Annotated in this window: 13 protein-coding genes; 9 read left to right on the top strand and 4 right to left on the bottom strand. The window is 60.2% G+C overall.

The window, feature by feature from the left end; genetic code table 11:
• Positions 1 to 62: 62 nt before the first annotated feature.
• A complete protein-coding gene (locus GC127_RS23270; RefSeq protein ID WP_302848610.1) occupies positions 63 to 2975 on the bottom strand; it encodes a calcium-binding protein in 2913 nt (970 codons plus the stop codon).
• A 547-nt stretch (positions 2976 to 3522) separates the two neighbouring features.
• Here GC127_RS23270 and GC127_RS19830 point away from each other — a divergent pair.
• The 7 genes from GC127_RS19830 (at position 3523) to GC127_RS19800 (ending at position 11580) form a co-directional block, all read left to right on the top strand.
• Positions 3523 to 4200, top strand: a complete 678-nt coding sequence (locus GC127_RS19830) for a class I SAM-dependent methyltransferase (RefSeq protein ID WP_008280883.1) — start codon at positions 3523 to 3525, stop codon at positions 4198 to 4200.
• A gap of 47 nt (positions 4201 to 4247) precedes the next feature.
• The gene (locus GC127_RS19825; RefSeq protein ID WP_151979294.1) at positions 4248 to 6197 is read left to right on the top strand and encodes an acyltransferase family protein; all 1950 of its coding nucleotides are present in this window, start codon (positions 4248 to 4250) and stop codon (positions 6195 to 6197) included.
• Between the two features lie 102 nt (positions 6198 to 6299).
• Entirely contained in the window at positions 6300 to 7283 is a 984-nt protein-coding gene (locus tag GC127_RS19820) for a sulfotransferase domain-containing protein (RefSeq protein ID WP_151979293.1), read from the top strand.
• On the top strand, positions 7280 to 8431 hold the full coding sequence (locus GC127_RS19815; RefSeq protein WP_151979292.1) for a mitochondrial fission ELM1 family protein: 1152 nt from the start codon (positions 7280 to 7282) through the stop codon (positions 8429 to 8431). Before GC127_RS19820 ends, GC127_RS19815 begins: the two co-directional genes overlap by 4 nt.
• Before the next feature lies 1 nt (position 8432).
• On the top strand, positions 8433 to 9419 hold the full coding sequence (locus GC127_RS19810; RefSeq protein WP_254700179.1) for a diacylglycerol kinase family protein: 987 nt from the start codon (positions 8433 to 8435) through the stop codon (positions 9417 to 9419).
• A 74-nt stretch (positions 9420 to 9493) separates the two neighbouring features.
• Positions 9494 to 10441 carry a hypothetical protein gene (locus GC127_RS19805; protein WP_151979291.1) on the top strand — a complete coding sequence of 316 codons (948 nt, stop codon included), beginning with the start codon at positions 9494 to 9496 and terminating at the stop codon, positions 10439 to 10441.
• A gap of 188 nt (positions 10442 to 10629) precedes the next feature.
• A complete protein-coding gene (locus tag GC127_RS19800; protein ID WP_008280877.1) occupies positions 10630 to 11580 on the top strand; it encodes a hypothetical protein in 951 nt (316 codons plus the stop codon).
• 12 nt (positions 11581 to 11592) lie between these two features.
• Here GC127_RS19800 and GC127_RS19795 read toward each other — a convergent pair whose 3' ends face one another.
• Complete coding sequence (locus GC127_RS19795) at positions 11593 to 12690, bottom strand: mitochondrial fission ELM1 family protein (RefSeq protein WP_254700177.1); 1098 nt, start codon at positions 12688 to 12690, stop codon at positions 11593 to 11595.
• A 137-nt stretch (positions 12691 to 12827) separates the two neighbouring features.
• On the opposite strand from GC127_RS19795, the gene GC127_RS19790 reads away from it, so the two are divergent.
• Positions 12828 to 13757, top strand: coding sequence for a sulfotransferase domain-containing protein (locus GC127_RS19790; protein WP_254700175.1), 930 nt, complete (start codon positions 12828 to 12830; stop codon positions 13755 to 13757).
• Positions 13758 to 13825: 68 nt separating this feature from the next.
• Here GC127_RS19790 and GC127_RS19785 read toward each other — a convergent pair whose 3' ends face one another.
• Positions 13826 to 14623: a nucleotidyltransferase family protein gene (locus tag GC127_RS19785; RefSeq protein WP_151979289.1), complete on the bottom strand. Its 798-nt coding sequence runs from the start codon at positions 14621 to 14623 to the stop codon at positions 13826 to 13828.
• Between the two features lie 41 nt (positions 14624 to 14664).
• Entirely contained in the window at positions 14665 to 15816 is a 1152-nt protein-coding gene (locus tag GC127_RS19780) for a GNAT family N-acetyltransferase (RefSeq protein ID WP_151979288.1), read from the bottom strand.
• 163 nt (positions 15817 to 15979) lie between these two features.
• Here GC127_RS19780 and GC127_RS19775 point away from each other — a divergent pair, with 163 nt between their 5' ends.
• Positions 15980 to 16948, top strand: a complete 969-nt coding sequence (locus tag GC127_RS19775; RefSeq protein ID WP_008280872.1) for a lysophospholipid acyltransferase family protein — start codon at positions 15980 to 15982, stop codon at positions 16946 to 16948.
• The last annotated feature ends 5 nt before the right edge of the window (positions 16949 to 16953 follow it).

The raw sequence follows: 16953 nt of genomic DNA, 5'->3' as shown, positions 1-16953 counted from the left end.
TGTTGTTGATACCAAAAGAGCGCCCTTGGGCGCTCTGATGCAGTGGCTTAGCGCGAGAACCATTAAAGAAACTGGAAATCCTCAAGCGTCAGCTGTGCGGCGGTGATGCCTTCGACAAGGATCGTGTTGCCATTGACGTTCATCTCTGCGCCCGCTGCGGTGTCGGTGATGCTCAGCGCCGCAAGGAAGCCGACAAGACCATTGCCGCCGTTGGTGATATTCTCAACCCCGGTGTCGGGATCAAACCGGCGGATGAAAAAGCTGTCCAAGCCATCTTCGAAATCGGTGATCACATCCACCTCGCCATCGAAAAAGGACGAGAACACGAATTGATCCGCGCCGGCACCGCCGCTCATGCGATCACTGCCCGAGCCGCCGTTGATCGTGTCATCGCCAGTGCCGCCGATGATCGTGTCATCGCGACCGCCCCCGGCGAGAAAATCGTTGCCGTCTTCGCCAAGGATGCTGTCATTGCCCTCGCCGCCGCCCACGCTGTCATCGCCTGCGCCTGCGTTGATGGTGTCCTGACCGGTGCCGCCGCCGATGTCATCCGCGCCATCATTGCCAAAGATCAGATCACTGCCAAAGCTGCCCGATATGCTGTCATTGCCTGCGCCGCCCGAGAGCGTGTCATTGTCCGCCCCCCCTGCGACCACGTCATTGCCGTCGCCGCCCAAGATGCTATCCGCCCCAAAGCCGCCGCCAATAATGTCATCGCCCTCGCCGCCGTTGATGGTGTCATTGCCCGGACCACCGCCGATATCATCGTTTCCGGGGCCACCCAGTATGAAATCATTGCCATCAGAGGCGGAAATCCTGTCATTGCCTGCGCCGCCATCGAGACTGTCATTGCCCAAGCCCCCCGAAATTATATCATCGCCGTCGCCGCCGATCAGAGTATCGTCCGAGTCTGTGCCGAACAGCATTTCGCCCGCGTCACCCGCCATTACGAAATCGCCCGGAAACCCTAGCATCGCGACGCGCACCTCAGCCACAGACACCGTCTGATCCGCGAATTCCATCCATTCGACATCTGTCAGGTCGTCAATCCCAAGCGCAGAGACAACGCGCAGCCCACCGGGCGTCAGGCTGAACGCCACCGTATCAAAGGTGACACCTTCAAACACGGCCACGTCGTCCCCGATACCGCCAAGCATCAGGTCATCGCCCAAGCCGCCGATGAGGCGGTCATCGCCAGCCCCGCCATTGAGCGTGTCATCGCCTGCGCCGCCATTGAGAATGAACCGTGGCCCTTTGACATTGGTATGATGATCCTCTTCGCCCGGCATATCGCCAAGGCTGAGCGGGTCATCACCCACGGTGACAGTCACGGTCCGGCTCGCCTGTCCGGGTTTGGCCGCGACACCATCGGTGACCGCCTCAAGATGCAGATAGACCAGGGACCAAGCCTGCATGGTCACAAGAAAGGATTCCAGATCCTCGGCGGAAATCAGATCGACAAACTCAGTTTCCAGCACGACCTGTGCGGCTTCTTCGTCCTGTCCCCCGGCCCCGCCATCCCATAGCTCGCTATAGGACACGCGATAGAGCGTCGCGGAGGGATCGAGCACGGCGCTGAAATCAAGTGTCTTGTCTGTGGCTGTGCCGCTTAGATCGGCCAGGATGAAGAACGACTCTGGGCCGTTCTCGAACCCGTGGATCGTGATGTTATCCGCTTCGAGAAAATCCAGAACCGGGGTCATTCCAACGGCTTTGTGCAAGAGGGAATACGATTCTCCTGCGATGGTGAGATGCCCGCGACAGGTGCAGACCAGCGTGACGGAGCGGCTGTTGTTGAAGAGCGAGGGCCAGTAATGCGCGGTGGTCACGTCATGCGTTACCATCTCGTAGAACATGGCGACATCAAGGATTGCGTGTTGCAGGCCGCGATTGTTTGCCTCGTTCACGTCGCCTGTGCGGCTTACGTTCCACTCGGTGATGTAGTAATCGAGTTCCGGCAAGGCCGCGCTGCGGTTGCCTAGATTCATCCGCCAGAACTCAAGCTGGGTAAAGCCGAATTGTTCCTGCGTATCGACGGCCCCCAAACCACCATCGAGGTAATAGTGCTCGCTGACAGCGTCGATTGCATTGGCTGCATCTGACACGTCGATCGAGAAAATTCCGCCATTTGCGGCCTGCACCAACATCGACTCTTGCGCGAAAGCCGAAAGGATCGTGGTGTTCTGGGTTCTGGCGTTCCCTTGCGAGGGCACGGCAACCTGCGTGAGCTGTGAGAGCGGCGGCACGCCCGCATCACCAATCTGACTTGGCTGATACACAAACCGTGTGAGGGGATCGACATACAGCACGCCGCCGCCATTTGGCGAATAGACGCCCGCAGCACTGAGGGTTTGCACCACGATGTCAGGTTGCTTTGCGCGAACAAGGTCTAGATCGAACAACGTTGTCTCGACCGTTTGGGCCACGGCAGCGGCCAAACTGCCGTATTCATGCGCGGTCATACGCCCCGAGCCCCAGAATTCATTGCCAATCTCAAAGGCGTCGATCCGCACACCTGCCGCCGCCGCACTTTGCACCGCCATCGTGACGAAATCGGCCACATCCTGAAGATAGCTCGCGGACACAAGCCGGCCGCCATAGGTGCCCGCCAACAGCGCCTCGCCGGCGGTTTGTGTGAAGCCCACCGAGGTGGGAATAACAAAGGTTGTGCTGGTGCCAAGCGTGGCGGTGAAATCGAGAAAGTCGGAAAAGGCGATCAGATCAAGCGCGCCGCTATTCTCGAACGATCCCACCGTGCGCTCGTGGCTGCCACCTGCAATGTCGGAAATGTCAAAATGGCTTTCGGTGATCGAGCCACCGGGGAACCGCAAATTGGTGATATTCGCCTCTGTGAACCGGTCGATCACCTTGTCCCGCAAGGAAATATTGGTGGTGATCGTGAGGTTGGTGCCGAACATTTCGGGCGTGACCGTGGTGCCCGAATTCCGGTCCGTTTGATCTACAACTCGTATCATTCAATCATCCTAAACGGTCTAAAACACCGGATTACCAATGACACACAACAATGAATACAACCGGTAGTTTATATTTCTCTTGTCGGGAACCTATCCTTATGGGGTGGGTCCTCAACAAGTGCTGCAAAAATCGTTCCAAATGTGCGGGGTGGATCAGCCTTTAAGGGACATTTATTATGTATCTTTTACTTCCAGTGAGGGCTCTCGGCGGCGCAATTCAGCGCATAAAGACGCAGCGTTTCCAGAACGTGGAAGGCGTGGAGAGTTCCAACAGGTGTCAAGCGGCATGCAAGCCTTTGATTTCCCGCAGATTTAATCACAGCCACTCGCGCAGCTGATGGTTTTCTTAAGGTTTATTCCTGACATATGAATTAGGCCGAATGATCGAGAAGCGTAGAAAAACCAGACGAAACTTTGCAAAAAAACACGCGGCCCCGCTACTTTTGCCCCCCCCGCGACAATTTTAATGTCGAAACGTCGCGCCTTAGCGATTAAGAGGGCGTCAAAATCTCGACGAACCCTCCTTTTGCAAGAACGGACAGACAGCATGACCTCTTACGGACGCGGCAACCCCAGCCCCGAGTATCTCGACATGGTCGCCATGTATGAGAGGCTGCACGAAGAGGGCGAAGCGGCGGCTGGAAAATCCGGCACCCAGACCTTTCCCGGTAAAATGTTGATCCGCCACGCGCCCGGTATCAAAGAGATGATCGACCGAACCGGCGCGGCGGATATTCTGGATTACGGCGCGGGCAAGGCTGTTGGATATGACCTGCGCGATGTGGCGCTGACCAAAGAGCTAACGGTGCCCAGCATTCAGGACTATTGGGGCGTGACCGATATCCGCTGCTATGACCCGGGTCATGAACCGTTCAAGGAATTGCCCGACCGGCAGTATGATGGGGTGATCTGCACCGATGTGCTGGAACATATCACCACGCCCGATGTGCCGTGGATCGTCGAAGAAATGTTTGGCTATGCGCGCAAGTTTCTTTACGCCAATGTCGCCTGCTATCCGGCGGTCAAGGTACTGCCTAATGGGCAGAATGTGCATTGCACGGTCAAATCCCCCGAATGGTGGGCCGGTTTGTTTCACGGGATCGCCATGCGGCACACGGATGTCTCTTACCGGCTGATCACCTCGACCGCGACGGGGCGCAAGAAGAAGTTCGGCTTCGCCAAGAACCGCAAGAAAGAATACCAGACCGTCGAGCGGATGGCCTGATCCTCGCCAGTGACTGAAAATCCCGACGTGTGCCGAGTGCGTTCATCATGAAGTATCGCCCCGAAATCGACGGTTTGCGTGCGATAGCGATCTTGCCGGTCGTATTTTATCACGCGGGCGTTACGTGGTTTCCCGGCGGGTTTGTCGGCGTCGATGTGTTCTTTGTGATCTCCGGCTATCTGATCACGTCGATTATCCTGAGCGAGCGTGCCGCGGGCAACTTTACGCTCACCGGATTTTATGGCCGCCGTATTCGGCGCATTTTTCCGGCGCTTTTTGTGATGATGGCGGTCAGCTATCCCATTGCCTGGGCGCTGCTGGACCCTTCGGCGATGGCCGAATTTTCCGGCAGTATCGCCGCCTCAACCGTGTTTTTCGCCAATGTCTATTTCCTTGAGGTCAGCGGCTATTTTGCGACGGCGGCAGAGTTCAAACCGCTTTTGCATAATTGGAGCCTGTCGGTCGAGGAACAGTTCTACCTGATCTTCCCCATGGCGGTGCTGCTCACATGGCGGGCGGGGGCAAAATGGCAGGTCCGCATTTTCATGGCCGTGGCGCTCCTCAGTCTTGCGCTGGCGCAATGGCAGATTGCGCGGGGCAATGAAGCGCGCGCCTTTTTCCTGCTTTATGCTCGGCTGTGGGAATTGTTGGTGGGCGTTCTGATTGCCTATTGGCTGACCACGCCGCAGGGGGCCGCCCTGCGCGATGGCGGGCGGTTTCGGCATGGCGCGCTGTTGGGTCTGGCGCTCATTCTCTGGGCTGTGTTCACCTATGACACCGAAACCGCGTTTCCGGGGCTTGCCGCGCTCTTGCCCTGTGTGGGCGCGGCATTGGTCATCGCCTTTGCCAAAGGGCAGAGCCTGACCGGGCAGGTTTTGGGCTGGCGTCCGGTCGTCTTTGTCGGGCTGGTCAGCTATTCGCTCTATCTTTGGCATGTGCCAGCGCTGGTGTTCACACGCATCGGCACCGGGCGAGAAGACCTGTGGCTCATGCTGGCCGCCTGCGCGCTGGCCTTTGCGCTGGCCTGCCTGAGTTGGCGCTATGTCGAGCGACCGTTCCGGCGCATGCACGCGCTGCCGCCCCTGCGCCTTTTTGGCACTGCGGCTGCCTGTATGGTGGTTCTGGGCGGTCTGGGCCTTTTGGGGCAGGAAACCGACGGATTTCGCGCGCATTACCTTGAGCACCGGCTCGATCCCGTCACCCGCGCCAATTACGAGAGGTATAGCCCGACCGCGACCCGCTCGCGCGTGGCCGATGACGGCTGCCGGTTCCGCGATGAAGAGCTGACAGAGGAGTTTGGCACGCGGTTGCAAGACTGCGCCGCGCGGCATGGGCCGGGGGTATTTATCCTTGGGGATTCTCATGCCGAGAATGTTTACAACGCCCTGCGCAGCACTGAGCGGTTTCCGTTTTTGGTTGGTCTGACGCGTGGCGGCTGTCGCCCCTATCAATACAAGGCCAAATGCTCTTACGAGGCGGCGATCCCCTTTTTGACCACCTATCGCGACGCGGTGGCGCAGGTGGTCTTTCACGTCTCAGGCTCGCATTACATCCTTGACCACCGCAACGAGGGCGACAGTGATGCAGCCTTTGAGCCGGGCACCGAGGGACGGATTGCCGAAGAGAATGTGACCCTGACCTCGGCCTATCTGGCAAAGCTGCCCGAGGGGCTGGATGTGGTCTGGCTTGGCCCCTTTGCCGAGGCACGGGTGGACCTGAGCAATCCCGGAAATTACAGCACCGAGCGGCTACAGTTCAATCCCGTGGCCTTGGCGCATTTCGACCGGCTTGAAGCGCGGCTCAAATCCGAGGCCGAGGGGCAGACTGCGTATCGTTACCTGTCGTTGCTTGACGCGCTCGATTTCGGGCCTGACGCGCTGTTACAGGGCGATTGCCTGACCTTTTGGGATGTGGATCACTTTAGTCCCTGTGGCGAGCGCCTGTTCGGCCCCACCATCGCGGATCTGGTTCTGAGCAAGGCTCCGCTGACGCAGTGATGCTTTTGATATGGCAAATCGGACGTAGAATGGGTATGCGACCCCCAAAACCGGTCATGGTGGCACATCCCCCCGCGACACCGGCAGAAAAGGCCCAAGACCATGCGTGACACCCTCCGCCTTCTCCGTGCCTCCTTTCCCGAGGCCAGCAAGGTTGTCTGGCGCAAGGCCAGCCGCCGCCTGCTCAAGCTCAAGATGGACATGACAGGCGCAGATCAAGACGAGCGTATCCGCGCCGAACGCCACATGCGCGGGCGCGAGCAATTCGCCAGCCTGCAACGCGCCGATGCGGTGGTTGTATCCTTTGGCAAAAGTGGGCGCACATGGCTGAGGGTGATGATTTCGCGGCTCTATCAACAGGTTTATGACCTGCCCGAGGATATTTTGATCGGGTTCGACAATTTTCACAACATGGACCGGCGCGCGCCGCGTCTGTTCTTTACCCATGACAATTACATCGGTGATTTCACCGGAAACACCGACAACAAGGCGGATTTCTACGACAAGAAGGTTCTGTTGATGATGCGCGACCCGCGCGATGTGGCGGTGTCGCAATTCTTTCAATGGCGCTATCGGATGCCGTCGGAGAAAAAGGCGCTGAATGAATACCCGGCCCATGACGATGAAACGCCGATCTATGATTTCGTCCTGCATGAGGGCGGCGGCCTGCCAAAGATCATCGACTTTATGAACCTTTGGGCGCGGGAAATGGACAAGATGCGCGCGCTCTGCCTCATTCGGTATGAGGATATGCGCGCCAATCCCCACACGGTTCTGACCGAGGTGGCGCAGTTTCTGGACATTCCCGCCGATGCCGCCGCCATCCAAGAGGCGGTGGATTATGCCTCGTTCGAGAATATGAAAAAGAAAGAGGCTGACAGCAGTTTCCGCCTGAGTGGCGCGCGCGTGGCCCCCGGCGATAAAAGCAACCCCGACAGCTACAAGACGCGGCGCGCCAAGGTGGGCGGGTATCGCGACTATTTCGACGATGCTCAAGTGGCAGTGATCGACGCGCTGGTCGAGGCACGGCTTGATCCGGTTTATCGCTATGCGGCCACGGCAAATGCGGACAAACCGGCGGAATGAGCCAGCCTGACGCGATGCCCCGCATCTGGCGGGTTCTGGGGGACAAGCGCGGCGACAATGCGCAAGTCGAGATTGTCGCCGAAGCGCTGGCGCGGGAACGCGGCTGGGTGTCGGAACTGCGGCACCTCGAAATGCTGCCGAAATTCGTGGTGGGCAAACCGCGCGTCGGCCCCACGCTTTATCACATTGACCAGAGCCTGAGCGATCCGATCGAGCCGCCTTGGCCAGATGTGATCCTGACGCGTGGGCGGCGTCCGGCCAATGTGGCGCTCTGGATCAAGAAGCAATCGGGCGGGCGCACGCGGATCGTGCTGGTGGGCAAGCCTGCGGGCTGGTTCTCGCATCAGATGGCGCAGTTTGACCTGATCGTGACCAGTGCCGAAACCCTGCCCGCGCCCTTTGAGAACGTGATGCAGATCGACCTGCCTTTGATGAAGATCAGCCCCGAGCGGCTGGAGGCGGGGCGCAAGGCGTGGCAAGAGCGCTTGGGCGCTTTACCCCGGCCACTGGTGGTGTTTCTCATCGGTGGGCCGACCAGCCCCTTTATCTATAACGCAGAGATGGAGGCGCGGCTGCGCGCACGGATGGCACAGGTGCTGTCCGAGGGCGGCACGCCCTATATCGTCGGGTCGCGCCGCACACCCGCAGGGTTTCTTGACCGCGTAACTGCTGGGCTACCTCAGGGCGTGCAGCGCTTTGACTGGACCCAACCCGACAGTGAAAACCCCTATACCGGCCTTTTGGCGCTGGCGGACCGCTTTGTTGTGACCGGCGACAGTATTTCTATGCTGGTCGAGGTGGCGCGGCTTGGAAAGGCGCTGGAAATCGTGCCCCTACCCTTTGGTCCCTTGGGCAAGCTTGACGATGCCCGCAGGCGCGCGGCGGCGTGGATGTTTCAGGCGCGCCGCAATGCAGGGCCTGCCGAGCGGCTGCGCCTCGCACTGGCGCGTGGGCTTTATCATTTGCGGATGCTGCAACAAACCCGGCACTTCCCCCGGTTTCACCAGATCCTGATTGATCGCGGGCTGGCCAAATGGATGGGCGAGGGTCAGGATGCCAGAATGGGCGACCGCCCTGCCCTGTCGGCCACCGATGCCGATGTGGCGCGTATCCTTGCGCGGATTGATCCGCTCTTGTTGGGGCGCTGACATGAGCACGACCCGCATATGCATGATCAGCAACCCCACCAGCGGCAATAACCGCAAATGGCAGGCGCATATCGAGGCGCGGCTCGCGGCCTATCCGCAGGTTGCCCATCACGTAACCCGCTCGCCCCAAGAGGCCGAAGCGCTGGTGCCGCAACTGGCCGCCTCACGGCCCGATGTGGTGGTAATCAATGGCGGCGACGGCACGATTGCCGCCGCTCTGGGCATGATCCTAACCCATTGGCCGCGGGAGAGCCTGCCGCTGATCGTGCTTTTGCCCGGCGGCACCGCCAATATGACGGCGGGGGATATTGGCACCGCCTCTTCGCATCGGCGGGCGTTGAAGCGGTTTTTTCGCTGGCTTGATCGCGGCGCGCCCCTTTCGGGGGATATTCGCGCGCGCCATATCATGCGGGTAACAGGCGCTGCGGATGGCCATATCCGGCACGGCATGTTTCTGGGCACCGGGGCGATCATGCAGGCCACGCGCTTTGCCCATAAGACCGTGCATTCGCGCGGGCTGGGCGGCGAGATCAGCCTTGGCATCATCTTGATCCGCTCGGTCTGGGGTCTTATCCGCCAAGACCCGAGATTCTATCAGCCGACCCATGTGGCGTTGCGGGTTGAGGATGGCGCGCCCACGCCTGTGACCCGCGACGCAGCCCCGATGCTGATCCTTGTGGCCAGCACGCTGGGGCGGCTGTTTCTGGGTATCCGGCCCTTCTGGGCCAAGCAAAAGGCCCCTATTGGCCTGACCGCAATCCGGGGCGGTGCAGCGCGGTTTGCCCGCGCCTTTCCCTCGGTGCTGCGCGGGCATCCCAACCGGCATGTCACCGCAGAAAATGGCTATGAAAGCTTTCGTGGTGCGCGGATCGAATTGCGCTTTGACGGCGAATTGAACCTTGATGGCGAGCTGTTTGCCACAGCCGGGGGCGATGTGCCGCTGGTGATCGGCGCAGAAGGGCCCATCCGGTTCCTGCGCCCGAAATAGGCGCGGGCAGTTGGCGCGCGCCTCAAGCGCGTATAGAACGGCGGGCACCACCCGATGCAAGGCAGCACAGATCCATGACCGGCGCGCAGTATCCCACCCCGGACGGCCCGACCTTAGACAGCTCTGCGGAATTGCGCGCGCTGATGACGGCGTTGACCGCACGCTTTGGCGATGGGTTGCAGGCGGTGATCCTGTATGGATCGTGCCTGCGCAGCGCCAATCTGCTGGATGGGCTGGTGGATTTCTACGTGCTGGTCGAGAGCACGCCCAAGGCCGAACCCCGCCTCTGGCTGCGGCTGGGCGGTCGGCTCTTGCCGCCCAATGTCTATTACTTGGAGGCGCCTCTGGGCTCCGACACGGTGCGCTGCAAATATGCGGTCCTCAGTCTGCGGCAGTTTGAACGCGGCACCGGCCCCGGCTGGTTTCAATCCTATCTCTGGGGGCGGTTTGCACAGCCGGTCAAACCAATCTGGTGTCAATCACAGGATGTGGAAACGCGCCTTCACGCCGCATTTTTGCGCGCGGGCGAAACGCTCTTGCGCCGCGCCCTGCCCGCCTTGCCACCCGAGGGATCGGTCGAGGCGCTCTGGCAAGGCGCGCTGGCGCTGAGCTATGCCACGGAATTGCGTGCCGAAAAGCAGGGCCGCGCGGCAGAGTTGGCGGGGCATGGGCGGAGCTTCTTCACGGCGATGACGCAGGCGCTCTTGCCGCGTATGGCGGATGTCTTGCAGCTTGAGCAAGGGGCGGAGGGCGCGCCGAGGTATCGCAGCAACGTATCGCCCCGCGCACGCCGCCTTGCACCCATCCTCTGGGCGCTGCGCCGGGTGCAGGGCAAGGCGCTGTCGGTGGCGCGGCTCATCAAGGGGCTGTTCACCTTTGAAGGCGGCCTTGATTACCTTGCGTGGAAACTCTCGCGCCATTCCGGCCAAGTGGTCGAAATCCCCGACAAGGTGCGCCGCCGCCCCCTGATCCATATCTGGGGCTTTATGCGGCAGCTTTATCGACGGGGTGTGTTCCGCTAACGCTGGCGCGATGGGCGAGAACCCGCGTATCGCGATCAGGTTCAGTTACAAACGTGTAAGATTGGGGCTATTCTCTGATCCAGATCAATACATGACAGTTTTAATTGTGTTTCTGGACATGGCGTCTCTGCAAATTCTGCTGTATAGAGCCGCTCAGAACAAAAAACCGAGGTTGCGGATCACTCATCATGAAACACGCTGTATTCATCCAGACGAACCACAAGCAGATTGTCGGCGCCATCGTCGCGGAACACGCGCTGCGTCGCTACTCCACCAACAATGACAAATTCGAGGTGCATATCGTCAACAGCCGCGATTACCCCTTCTTCCTTGCCCGTGAAGGTCAGGAATATATGCGCGACGGCGTTAAGCGGGTTTGGTTGAACGAGGATCTGCAATCCTTTACCCCCACCCGCTTTATGCCGCCCGAGTTGATGGGCTATGAGGGCCGCGCCGTGGTCATCGACCCCGACGTATTCGCCTGCGCCGATATCTGGGAACTGCTGAACCGCGACATGAAGGGCAAAGCCGTGATGGCGCGTATGCGTTCGGGCACCAAGGGCCTGATCGACAAGGCCTATGCCAGCTCTGTGATGCTGCTCGATTGCGCAAAGCTAAAGCATTGGAAGGTTGAGGAACAGTTCAACGCCATGTTCGATGGCGACCACGACTATTCCCGCTGGATCGGTCTGCGCAACGAGGACCCCACCACGCTGGAGTTCATCGAAAACGAGTGGAACGATTTCGACAAGTTCACCACCGACACCAAAATGCTGCACACCACCCGCCGCAAAACCCAGCCATGGAAAACCGGCCTGCCGGTGGATTGGCGCCCCGCAGAGCGGTTCCGCCTGTTCCCGCCAGCCGCATGGGTGCTGCGTCTGCGCCGCAAGATTTTTGGCGAATACGGCCTGATGGGCAACTACAAAGAGCATCCCGACAAGAACCAAGAGAATTTCTTTTGGGGTCTGGTCAAGGAATGCGTCGAGCAAGGCAAGCTGACGGAAGAGTTCCTGCGTCAGGAGATGAAAGACAACCACGTGCGCCACGATGCGTTGGACGTGATCGCGCGCGTGCCCAGCCTGCCGCCCGCACCGGCGCATCCGCTGAGCACCGGCAATCTGGCCAAGGCCGCCTAAGCGCTTAGGCGTTCAAAACAGCGCGCGGATACGTTCCGCCGCAACATGCGCTCCGACCGATGGGTCGGGGCGCATTTTCTTTGCCCAAGTCTCGCCTGTGGCTATCAACTCTGGCGCGTCCTCTAACCAGCGGGCCTGCCCCGCCTCCACCAGTGCCTTTTGGATGCGCGACACATCGCGGCGCATCCGGCGCGGGGCAAATCGCATGGCAAGCGCGTGGCTCAGCGGTTTTGGACGCAAGTTATGCGCATGCGACCACCAAGACCCCGGCGCATCACCCGGATCAAAGATATAGAGCGGGCGACCAAGGCTTGCGGCCTCAGCCAGCATCGACATGCTCTCGCCGGTCACCACAAAGCGATCCGCAAGGCCGAGATAGGCCGAATAGGGATTGGGCGCGGCCTTGTCGCGATTGTGCCACCAATAGCACTGGGCCGGCACATCAAGGGCGGCGCTGATCGCCTCGGCCACGGCGGGCGGGGTGCGGGGGCTGCCGCTGACCAATGCGGTGCCACCGGTCTGGCGGATCAGGCGATTCACCCCTTGTGCCAAAAGCCGCCCCTTGTCTGGGGTAAAGACAAACGGCCCACTGTCCCCGCCAATCAGCACGGTCGTATAGGGGCGTGGCATATGGGCCAGTGCCGTGGTTGCCGCCGTCGCGGCTTGATCCACGCCAGCACGGGTGAATTGGTGCAAAGGCAGAGGATTGATCAGGACCGTGGGACCGGGCGTCAGGAAATACTGCGGCGTGCTGACGATCAGATCATAGCTCTCAACCGGTGCCCAAGGACGGCCCAGATGCACCAGCTTTGTGCGCCCCCCCGATTGCCGCTTGATCCAACGCGCCACCGGCTCGTTGCGGCGGCCAGCGCTGATCACCAGATCGGGCCAAGGCGCGGTCAGTGGGCTGGATGCATGTTGGTCGATCCCCAAGAGCGTGACCCGCAACAGGAGATGCGGAACAAGTTCCCAACCACGCGCGAGGATCAACTTTTCCTCCATCGGCCAGCCAAGCGCATGGGCCAAGGCCAAGACCTGCGTGTTATCGCCCGCTTTGCGCCCCAAGAGACACCAGACCTTTGGCTCTTGCGATGTGGTGCTGGGCTGCACAGGCCTCTCCCTTGTTGTTGCGCGATGGCGCGGAATCACGCCGGATGCGACACGGGTCAAAATTACCCATACAAAGACCGAGCGATACCCTCTATGAGGACCGCAAGAAACCCCGATCCCTGACCAGAATGCCCAACATGACCAATTTATCCTATCGCGAGATCCGGGACGTGGCCGCGCGTCACCTCATTCTCTCTGCCCTGTTCTTTTTGCCCAAGGGCCAGAAAATCGCGCTGGAACGCCGCCTGCGCGGGCGTCAGGAGAATGCCAAGCTGCAAGAGGCCGATTGGGCGCTGGTGTCTTGGGGAAAAAGTGGGCGCACTTGGTTTCGCGTGATGCTGTCGCGGTTCTATCAGCTGCATTACGGGCTTGAGACCGAGTATATGCTGGAATTCGACAATTTCCACGCTCTGAACCCAGCCGCGCCCAAGGTTTTGTTTAGCCACAACAATTACATCCGCGACCATTTCAACCATGGTGACGATCTGGATCAGTATCGCGGCAAGAAGCTGGTGCTCTTGGTGCGCGATCCACGCGATGTGGCGGTCTCGCAATATTTCCAGTGGAGCTATCGCATGCGCCCCCGCAAGAAGGCCCTGAACGCCTATCCCGCCCATGGCAGCGAGGTGGCGATCTATGACTTTGTGCGCAATCCTGATTGCGGCATCCCGCGCATTGTCGCGGCGTTCAATGCCTGGGCGCGGTCCTTGCCCAGCTTGGGCGAGGATGTGTTGGTGGTGCGCTACGAGGATTTACGCCGTGACCCGGCCGAGGTGCTGCGGCAGGTCGTCAGCTTTACCGGCGTTGATCCTGACCCGGCGCATATCGAGGCGGCCAAAGACTATGCTGCCTATGAAAACATGAAAAAGCGTGAGGCGTCGAATGAGGGCATGCGCGGCAGCGGTCAGCGCGTCAAGCCGGGGGATGAGAGCAACCCCGACTCGTTTAAGGTGCGGCGCGGCAAGGTTGGCGGCTATCGCGATTATTTCACGCCCGAAGAGGTAGAGGTGGTCGATGCGCTGGTTGAGGACAAGCTGGACCCGGTGTTTGGGTATAACGAGGTGTGAGAGGGTAGACCCCTCGCGATGAGCCGCGCGGGACGGTTGGGGCCAACGCCTGAACTATAAAATCACCCCTACGCCCCGCCGCGCCCCTCGGCGCTATATTGCTGCACCAGCACGTAATCCGACACGGAATCCACATCGACCGAGGCATGGGCATAGGGCAGGATGACCACACCGATGCGCACGCCCACCCGACGTGACAGGCGCGCAAGTGCGCGATCCAGCGTGAGCCAGCCCATGCGATAGCTCAAGAGCGACCACAGCCCCAAAAGCCGGATCACCACCAGCGGCTTTTTGCGGTCTTTCTCGACCTGCCGCCAGAAATCCGCCACCCGGCGCCCGTCCTCGGTCAGAAAGCCAAAGAGATTGCAGCCGCAATAACCGCCATCGCGGAACCGCAAGACGGTCTTTTTCAATTCAGGGTAGGTCGCGCGCACCAAATCATAGGGGGCCAGACCAATCACCACGTCGCAGCCACTCTTTGCTGCGCCCCCGCAGAAATGATCAACGATTTCACCGGTCAAAAGCGGATGATCGGCAGTGGTGATCATGACCGGCTGACTGCCGGGAAAGCGGCTGAGCATCTGATGCGCGCTGGTGCTGGGGGATGGGCCAGAGGCAACCCAAGCGACCTCTTTGCGTGCCACCAATCCCGCCAGCCCGGCATCGCTTTGAACACAGGCCTCGGTCGGGCCGCTAAGATGGATCGTGCCAATCGACTGCGCAGAGCGCAGCGCGTCAATCACGCGGCGGATCATCGGCGTGCCGCCGATATCGAGCAACGCCTTGCACGCCACACCGGTTTCGTCGCGCAGGGCGTCGCGGTCATCCCGTTCGCCCGCAAGGATTACGGAAGCAAAATCTGTCACGGTCTCACTTTCTCAGTGCCTTGGTCTGGCCTTCGGTCGCGCTACAGGGGTTTCTGATAGACGCGATAGCGCTTGTAGATCGTGCTGCCGATGGCCTCGATGATATGCCGCATGCCATGATTATCCTCGAGTATCCAGCCCATCTCGACCGAAGTGACGTTTCGTTGCTGCATCGCCTTGCGCACCGCGTCGATCACCAAAAACGCCAACGTCGGCCCAAGGCGGGAATTCTGGTATTCCTTGCGCACCCCCATAAGAGCCACGCGCGCGCTTTTCGGTCCACGTACCTTGAGCCGCCACAAGAGCTTGGCCCAGCCAAAGGGCAAAAGCCGCCCGCGCAGATCGCCGATCAGCTCGTTGAGATTGGGAAAGGCGGTGATAAAGGCCACGGGGCGTCCGTCAATCTCGGCGAACTGGATGTAATCGTCCGACAGAAGGAACGACAGAACCTTGGCGGTTTCGGCGAATTCTTCGCGCGTAAAGGGCACAAAGCCCCAATTGTCCGACCAGGCATCGTTGAAGATATCGCGCATCGCCTCGTAATCCGCCGCCTTGCCCTTGCTGTTGAGGGGGCGGATGGTGACGGTGCGGCTGGCACGTTGGGCCAGTTTCGTCATCACCTCGGGGGCGACGAAATCGGGGCGCACCTTGTAGGTCAGGAGGTCCTTGATCGTGGCAAAACCGCGATCCTCGATCTGTCTTTGATAATAGGGCCGCGCGTGGCCCATCATCACGAAGGGCGGATCGTCGAAATTCTCAACCAAAAGGCCAAGATCCTCATTGATCGAGAGGTTGTAGGGCCCGCGCAGATGGGCCGCGCCCCTATCGCGCAGCCACGCCTCGGCCGCGCCAAAAAGCGCATCGAACACGGCGCCGTCATCCACCGCCTCAAGCATCCCGAAATAGCCGATCTTGCCCCCCTCTTCGGCCTCGGGTTGAAGCGTATCAAGCTGCGCCGTGATGCGGCCCACGGGCACGCCGTCGCGGTAGGCCACCCAACGGGCAACCTCGCAATGGGCAAAGAGCGGCGCATTCTCGAACACGCGCTGCTTTTGCTCAAAGATCAGTGGGGCCACCCAAGCCGGATCATCGGCATAGATCCGCTCTGGCAAGTGCAGGAAATCCCGGACCGCCGCGCCATTTACGGCCTCGACCAGCCGAATGTGAGCGCCCTCAGGCTGTGTTGGCGACATCTTGGGCCTTTCTTGCGATGATGCGGGCAAGGCGGCGCGCAGCCCTGCGTGGCGCGCATGCCAGAGCGGCGGAACCAACCATGGAAACTGCTTGCAATTCCGGCACCTTGCCTCAATTAACGGTACAAGTATCCACACTGCATCAGAAGAAGTCGAGTCCTCCTTGGCCAAATTCATTCTCGCCAATGCCCATCGCGACAAGCTGTTCAATAACCGCGTTGCGCGCAATGTGCTGTGGTTCATCGACTATGTGGTCTTGGCCTCGGTCATGTCGCTTTTCCGTTTGATGCCCGTGACATGGGCCTCTGCGCTTGGGGCGCGTCTGGGGCAGATGTTTGGCAGGATCTTTGGCCGGCGCAACCAGCATGTGCGCGCCAATCTTACAATGTCCCTGCCTGACAGGTCGCCGGCTGAGATCGACAATCTGGCCAATCAGGTCTGGGCCAATGCTGGCGCGGTGCTGGGCGAATATCCAAATCTGGCCAAGCTCTGCAATCCAAAGCGCGACACTCTGGAAATCGAAGTGCTTGAGCAGATTCCCGCCTATTCTGATCCGACCAAACCGGCGGTTTTCGTGTCGGCGCATCTGGCAAACTGGGAAATGATGGCCACCGCCATCGCGCGTTTGGGTGTGCGCCCCTGCGCCATGTACGCCCCGCTGACAAACCCGTGGCTTGACCGCACGATGCTGCAATATCGGGGCATGCTGGGCTGCGAATTGGTGTCGCGCAACGAGGGTTTGCGCGCCTTTGTTGATGCGCTGAAGTCCGGGCGGTCGCCAATCATGCTGACGGATCGGCGCGTCGAGGGCGGCAAACCGATTCCGTTTTTCGATGAAGACAAGGAATCCTCGCTCTTGCCCGCGCGTCTGGCGTTGCGGTTTGGCGTGCCTTTGGTTCCCGTGCAGGCCGAACGGCTGCCCGGTGCGCGCTTTCGGGTGCGGTTCTATCCGCCCTTGGTGCCCAGTGACCCCACGATGGACCGCGACAATCAGACCGTTGACCTTGCCCGTCAGATCAACGAAAAGTTCGAGCAATGGATAACGGCAAAGCCCGGAGATTGGCTTTGCACGAGCAAAATCTGGCCGTCTTCTATTCTTCGGGCTAAAACCGACATATATGAAGACGCATAAGTCGG

Origin of the sequence: Roseovarius sp. EC-HK134, assembly GCF_902498815.1 — a bacterium.
Taxonomy (GTDB): Bacteria; Pseudomonadota; Alphaproteobacteria; order Rhodobacterales; family Rhodobacteraceae; genus Roseovarius; species Roseovarius mucosus_A.
The sequence above is the reverse complement of the archived record's forward strand: the minus strand, read 5'-3'. Positions and strand labels throughout refer to the sequence as shown.